6 protein-coding genes are annotated in these 6,544 nt (G+C 63.4%); 1 reads left to right on the plus strand and 5 read right to left on the minus strand.

Annotated features, from left to right (window positions below; all coding sequences use genetic code 11):
* The first annotated feature begins 178 nt into the window (after positions 1 to 178).
* Complete coding sequence (locus tag ACIP1G_RS31755) at positions 179 to 1,486, plus strand: PQQ-dependent sugar dehydrogenase (RefSeq protein ID WP_400744556.1); 1,308 nt, start codon at positions 179 to 181, stop codon at positions 1,484 to 1,486.
* 188 nt (positions 1,487 to 1,674) lie between these two features.
* Here ACIP1G_RS31755 and ACIP1G_RS31760 read toward each other — a convergent pair whose 3' ends face one another.
* The 5 genes from ACIP1G_RS31760 to ACIP1G_RS31780 form a co-directional block, all read right to left on the minus strand.
* A complete protein-coding gene (locus tag ACIP1G_RS31760) occupies positions 1,675 to 2,208 on the minus strand; it encodes an NlpC/P60 family protein (protein ID WP_400744558.1) in 534 nt (177 codons plus the stop codon).
* A gap of 137 nt (positions 2,209 to 2,345) precedes the next feature.
* Positions 2,346 to 2,993: a C40 family peptidase gene (locus ACIP1G_RS31765; protein WP_400744561.1), complete on the minus strand. Its 648-nt coding sequence runs from the start codon at positions 2,991 to 2,993 to the stop codon at positions 2,346 to 2,348.
* 136 nt (positions 2,994 to 3,129) lie between these two features.
* Complete coding sequence (gene hda / locus ACIP1G_RS31770; RefSeq protein WP_003252443.1) at positions 3,130 to 3,837, minus strand: DnaA regulatory inactivator Hda; 708 nt, start codon at positions 3,835 to 3,837, stop codon at positions 3,130 to 3,132.
* 284 nt (positions 3,838 to 4,121) lie between these two features.
* Complete coding sequence (locus ACIP1G_RS31775; RefSeq protein WP_400744564.1) at positions 4,122 to 5,195, minus strand: AI-2E family transporter; 1,074 nt, start codon at positions 5,193 to 5,195, stop codon at positions 4,122 to 4,124.
* A gap of 12 nt (positions 5,196 to 5,207) precedes the next feature.
* A complete protein-coding gene (locus ACIP1G_RS31780) occupies positions 5,208 to 6,275 on the minus strand; it encodes a DUF2066 domain-containing protein (protein ID WP_400744567.1) in 1,068 nt (355 codons plus the stop codon).
* Positions 6,276 to 6,544: the final 269 nt, after the last annotated feature.

Below are 6,544 nucleotides of genomic sequence, written 5' to 3' on the forward strand. Positions count from 1 at the left end.
ACGGCAACGGCAACGGCAACGGCAACGGCAACGGCAACGGCAACGGCAACGGCAACGGCAACGGCAACGGCAACGGCAACGGCAACGGCAACGGCAACGGCAGTTTGATGATTCCCGGGAACCCGGCGGACTACGTCGACCTCTCAACCTCATAGGCCTTCTTTGGAGGACGCCGCCCATGAGAAACCTGATGCCTTGGCTGCTGGCCGCAAGCCTGACCGCCTGCGGCGAAACCGCCCTGCTGGACGTAAGCGATGGCAGTGGCCCAACCCCACAGCTGCCTGCACCAGTCAAGACTGCCCTTCCCACCGTGAACATCGCCCCGGCAGTGGGCTGGCCCGAAAACACCAAGCCACGGGCAGCCCCAGGCACTCAGGTAAACGCATTCGCCAGCGGGCTGGACCACCCCCGCTGGCTGTATCTGCTGCCCAATGGCGACATCCTGGTGGCCGAAACCAACGCCCCTGCAAAGCCCGAAGACGGCAAAGGCCTCCGCGGCTGGGCCATGAAGAAGGTCATGGCGCGCGCAGGCGCTCGCGTACCCAGTGCCAACCGCGTCACCCTGCTGCGCGATGCCGACCACGATGGCGCAGCAGAAATCCATCTGCCTTTCATCGAAGGGCTCAACTCGCCGTTCGGCATCGCATTGGTGGGCAAGGACCTGTATGTGGCCGATACCGACAAGCTGCTGCGTTTTCATTATGAGCCAGGAGCCATGCAGATCAGCGGCAAGGGCCGTGTTGTAACCGAGTTGCCCGGCGGCCCGCTGAACCACCACTGGACCAAGAACGTGATCGCCAGCCCCGATGGCAAGAAGCTCTATGTGACTGTCGGCTCCAACAGCAACGTGGGAGAGAACGGCCTGGACAAGGAACAGGGACGCGCGGCGATTTGGGAAGTGGACCCTGCCACTGGCCAGAAGCGGCTGTTCGCAACCGGGCTGCGCAACCCCAACGGGCTGGCGTGGGAACCCCACAGCCGCGCCCTGTGGACGGCAGTCAATGAACGTGACGAGATCGGCAGCGACCTGGTGCCCGACTACATCACCTCAGTGAAGGACGGTGGGTTCTACGGCTGGCCTTACAGCTACTACGGCCAGCATGTGGACGACCGCGTGCAACCGCCTGCCCCTGAAAAAGTGGCCCGGGCGCTGGCACCCGATTATGCCGTGGGCCCGCACACTGCATCGCTGGGGCTGGCGTTCGCCGAACCGGGCGCGCTGCCGCCGCCGTTCGAACAAGGGGCACTCGTGGGCCAGCATGGGTCGTGGAACCGCAAGCCGCACAGTGGCTACAAGGTGATTTTCGTGCCGTTCGACAGTTCAGGGAAGCCCTCGGGCCAGCCCGTGGACCTGCTCACCGGGTTCCTCGATGAGCATGACAAGGCCATGGGCAGACCGGTGGGGGTAATCAATGATGGGCGTGGTGGCGTGCTGGTGGCCGATGATGTCGGCAATATGGTCTGGCGGGTGAGCAAGGCGCAATGAGCCTGGCCAGCCTGCAATGACCTAGATGCCAGACCTGCCTTGCCAAAACCTGAAAGTTGGCACAATCCCTGTAGGAGCGGCTTCAGCCGCGAAACAGACACCGCGGTGCATGGCACCGGCGTTGCCGGGGTTCGCGGCTGAAGCCGCTCCTACAGGGATCGCGCAACAAGGCGTACATAAGACTGCAATCAGGGGTTTTGCGCGAGGTGCCCTGGCGGGATGACCCGCTTGGCCTGCAGGTAAGCCTTGGACCAGTAGCTGTTGGACAGGTAGTCCAGGCGTACCGTGCCCCCCGCGGAGGGCGCATGCACAAAACGGCCTTCGCCGACATAAATACCGGCATGGCTGACCTGCGAGCCACCACTGGTGGCGAAGAACACCAGGTCACCGGACTGCAGCGAACTGGCATCCACCGTCGGCGCGCGCATCACGATCATCTCCCGCGTGGAACGCGGCAGGCTGATGCCCGCTGCATCGCGGTAAACGTACTTGATCAGGCCACTGCAATCGAAGCCGGAATCCGGGGTATTGCCGCCCCAACGATAAGGCGTGCCGACCAGACCAATGGCGCGAATCAACACGTCATCGGCAATTGGCGAGGGGCTGGGCTGGCTATAGGTGATCTGCGGCTGTACCACAGGGGCCGGCGCAGGCGCGCGGCTGGAGCAGGCAGCCAGCAAGGCTGCCAAGGAGACAAAGGCGAAGCGCGCCATCTTTACCATGGCCAGAACATCCTGTCTGAGACCGAACGGCCGCAGCCGAAAAGAGTTGAGAATTTAGATTAGACGCTTTCTGTAAATGCGCACGGCGGCGAGCTTTTTTAAGCATCGCCGCCGCGGGAGAGTACATCATTTTGCCATCAGTTGCGCGCGATGTTGGTCGGCGCCATGGCCAAGGCACGCTTGGCTTCAATAAAGGTCTTGCTCCAGTAACGATCACCGAGGCTGTCGATGCGCACGCCACCACTACGGCGGCTGCTGGAGTGGATGAACTGGTTGTCACCCAAGTAGATGCCAGCATGGCTGACACGGCCGCGGCCATTGGTGCTGAAGAACAGCAGGTCACCCGGCTTGAGCTTGTTGCGCGCCACTTTCGGGGCATCGACGTTGATCATTTCACGCGTCGAACGCGGCAGGGTTACGCCCGCCTCTTCGCGGAACAGGTAGCCGATGAAGCCACTGCAGTCGAAGCCGGACTTTTCCGAGGTACCACCGAAGCGGTAGCGGGTGCCGATCAACGACATGCCGCGCTCGAGAATGCTGTCAGCCAGGACTGGCAGCTGGTAAGGCTTGCTGTTACTGGAGAAGACCGCCAGGTCATCTTCAGTGGCCAGCTCTTCCGGCTCGCCGAATACCGACGAGGACGAGGCTTTGGCCTTGATCGCCGCCTGTGCGGCGATGGGGGTGTGATCCTGTGGCTCTGAATGAGAAGCCGGGCCTTGGGCCGCGCAGCCAAAAAGCAGGGTCACGAGTGCGAGTGGCACGAGGGGTGCGAAGCGCTTTAGCATGGGCACGACCGTGTCTGTAATCCTTTAGAAGGGTGAAACTATGCCCTCTATCATGGCCATTTGCAAATTTTATCGAAAAAGATGTGACTTTTTTGTTTTTCCGCTCTGGCCCAGCGTTTTCAGGGGGTTACCAGCGTTACCAGCCCAAGGTTTCCTTGAGGAAGGGAATGGTCAGCTTGCGCTGAGCCTGCAAAGAGGCCTGGTCGAGGCGTTCGAGCAGGTCGAACAGCGCACTCATGCTGCGTGCGCCGCGGGTCAGGATGAAGTGGCCGACTTCGTCGGTAAGGTGCAGGCCACGGCGCGAAGCACGCAGTTGCAGGGCGCGCAGCTTGTCTTCGTCGGACAGGCCACGCATCTGGAACACCAGGGCCAGGGTCAGCCGCGACTTCAGGTCCGGCAGCTTGATCGGCAATTCGCGCGGCGATGCCGAGGCGGCCAGCAGCAAACGCCGGCCACTGTCGCGCAGGCGGTTGAACAGGTGGAACATGGCCTCTTCCCAGTCGGCCTTGCCGGCAATCACGTGCAGGTCGTCGATGCACACCAGTTCGTACTGGGCCAGGTAGTCGAGCAACTCCACGCCGCGATCGAGCAGTTGTGCCAGGGGCAGGTAGACAGCGGGCTCGCCGCGTTGCTGAAAGCGGTGGGTGGCGGCCTGCAGCAGGTGGGAACGGCCAACACCCTGCTTGCCCCACAGGTAGATAAGGCTCTCGGTCCAGCCGGCGTCGGCTTCGCATAGCCGCTCGACATAGCCCAATGCCGCAGCATTGGCGCCCGGATAGTAGTTGATGAAGGTGGCGTCATCGCGCAGGCGCACACCCAGGGGCAACTGGATCGGTGGTTTCATGCTCGCGGGCGGTCGACAGGACCGCAGGGGGCCTTTGGTGAACAATGTGCAAAGTCTATACCCGCAACGCAGGCCGCACAATCTCGGCAACAGATAGCACAAGCAAAATCAACAGGTTGCGCGCTGGACGCCTGTAATGCGCCCCCTTGTAGGAGCGGCCTTGCGTCGCGATGGGCTGCGCAGCAGCCCCGACAATTTGTGCTGGGGCTACAATTCTGGGGCTGCTGCGCAGCCCATCGCGACGCAAGGCCGCTCCTACAGGGGTCCGAAAGGCGGCCCAAGGATTACAATTGCGGGTCGATATCCCCGGCATACATGTCCGATTCCTTGTACAGGTCATGCATATGCCGCAACAGCACCATGATCACTGCCGCCACCGGCAGCGCCAGCAGCACCCCGGTAAAGCCGAACAGTTCGCCACCTGCCAGGATGGCGAAGATCACCGCCACCGGGTGCAGGCCGATGCGGTCGCCCACCAGCAGCGGGGTCAGCACCATGCCTTCAAGCGCCTGCCCGACCATGAACACCGCGACGATGCCCAGCATCGGGTACAGGTCGCCACCGAACTGGAACAGGCCGGCCACCAAGGCCGCACCAATACCAATGATGAAGCCCATGTACGGCACGATGGCCGCCAGCCCGGCGATCATGCCAATCAGCAGGCCAAGCTCCAGCCCCACCAGCATGAGGCCGACCGAATAGATGATGCCAAGCGCCACCATCACCAGCAATTGCCCGCGCACGAACGCCCCCAGCACTTCATGGCATTCGCCCGCCAGCCCCATCACTTGCGGCTCACGCTGGCGCGGCAACAGCCCACGCAGCTTGCCCATCATCAGGTCCCAGTCACGCAACAGATAGAAGCCCACCACCGGGATCAGCACCATGTTGGCCAGCCAGGCCATCAACGCCAGGCTCGACGCGGTGGCATGGGACAGCAGCATGCCGACAATGTCGGTGGTCTGGCCCATATGTGCGCCAATGGCGGCCTTGATCTTGTCGAATTTCCAGAAGCCATCAGCCAGGCCCATGCGGCCCTGCACCCATGGCAGCGCCACGTGTTCGAGCCAGTCGAGCATCTGCGGCGCCAGCTCGTACAGGCGCACCAGCTGCTTGGCCAGCAGCGGCACCAGTACCAGCAGCAATGCCAGCAGCACCAGGCTGAACAGGCCGAACACCACCACTACGCCCCAGGTACGCGACAGCCCCATGCGTTCAAGGCGGTCGACCAGCGGGTCGGCCAGGTAAGCCAGCAGGATACCCACCAGGAACGGGGTAAGAATGTTGTGCAAGCTATAGAGCAGCACGGCGATCAGCAGGGCAGCGCCCAGCCAGATCCAGCGACGCATGTCGGTCACGGTGTGCTCCCCTTACCAGCGAAAACGCAGGCCGTCGAACGGCTTGGGCGCTGGCTGGGCCGGCGCGGGCTGATCCGCTCCGGCATTTGCTGCGGGGGCTGGCGTGGCAGGCAGTGCAGGCGCCTGCTCCAGCGGCACCTCCTGCAGTTTGGCCAGGCCAAGCTGGGCACGCAGCTGTTCGCGGTTGGCGGTTACACCGTAGGTCAGGGTAGAGCCTTCAGCCATCTGCAGGCGTGGGCCATAGGGTTCGAGTACGCGGGCCAGTTCGGCGTAACGCTGCAGGTTCATCCCCTGCACCTGCAATTGCAATTGGCTGCTGGCGCCCGGGCGCGTGACATAGCGCGGCGCCAGTCGGCTACTGACCGCGAGCATCACCGCATCGGCCAGGGCTGCCTGGTCGGCGCCCTCGGCACTGCCTTGTTCGCGCTGGTCGCCCAGCCACAGCTGCCATTTGCCCTGCCACTTGCCGTCGGCTTCCTGGGCGTGCACAGCCAGCAAGGCATCGGCGCCATAGCGCTTGGCGGCCTCGCGCAACGGCGCCGGGTCGCTGTTTTCGATCTGCTTGGCATCGGCTACCAGCTGCTCTTGCAAGTCAGCCAGCGGCAGGCGCAACGGCAGGCCACGGTGCTGGGCTGCACGGCGCAGGGGTTGGGCGCTGGCTTGGCCGTCACCGACCAGGTTGCTGCCCTCGGCACTGTCGTTCAGCCACCAACCGAGGATCGACGGCCGGTTGCTGCCCCACAGGGCGAGGCCGGCCTTGCGCAGGGCTCGCTCGGTACTGCCGGGGTCGAATTCCACCTGCACCGACTCCGGTGGCCCGGCTTCACTGCCCACCTGGTTGATGATTTGCTGCGGGTCCTTGCGCAGCTCGGCCAGAGCCGGGCTTTGCGCAGCCTTGGGGTCACCGGTCAGGCGCAGCACCAGGGTGTCGAAGGCATTGACGGTGGCTGCGGCGCGGGCTTCTGCGCCCTGCCCTGTGACCGGCTCGCGCACCTGATAGAGGCCGCCGACATTTTCAGCCTGGGCAGTGGCCGAGATCAGGGCCAGGCAACCGGCTGCCAGAATATTGATGAAGCGCATGGAGGATTCCTGTCCATTTACCGCAATGCCTATACCTTATACACGGGGGCGCAAGGTCACCAGTCGCGAGGGGTGAAAGATTGATTGCGGGAGATATTTGTGGGTCTGACAGGCGTTTGGCTTGAGAGGTTCAGCGACTGGGAGATCGAGCGCCGAAGCGTTCGCCTCGACACATTCAGCGCCTGTGAGATCGAGCGCCGCCCGCGCGGCGCTTCGCGGCTAAAGCCGCTCCTACGTTTGTTTCGGGCCAGTCCCTCCTGTGCCAGGCG

This window comes from Pseudomonas sp. NPDC089392 (assembly GCF_044749595.1).
Lineage (GTDB): Bacteria > Pseudomonadota > Gammaproteobacteria > Pseudomonadales > Pseudomonadaceae > Aquipseudomonas.

Coding starts and splice junctions, on each gene's coding strand:
- ACIP1G_RS31760 (WP_400744558.1), bottom strand. CDS start 2,208: ATGGTAAAGATGGCGCGCTTCGCCTTTGTCTCCTTGGCAGCCTTGCTG.
- ACIP1G_RS31755 (WP_400744556.1), top strand. CDS start 179: ATGAGAAACCTGATGCCTTGGCTGCTGGCCGCAAGCCTGACCGCCTGC.
- ACIP1G_RS31765 (WP_400744561.1), bottom strand. CDS start 2,993: ATGCTAAAGCGCTTCGCACCCCTCGTGCCACTCGCACTCGTGACCCTG.
- hda (WP_003252443.1), bottom strand. CDS start 3,837: ATGAAACCACCGATCCAGTTGCCCCTGGGTGTGCGCCTGCGCGATGAC.
- ACIP1G_RS31780 (WP_400744567.1), bottom strand. CDS start 6,275: ATGCGCTTCATCAATATTCTGGCAGCCGGTTGCCTGGCCCTGATCTCG.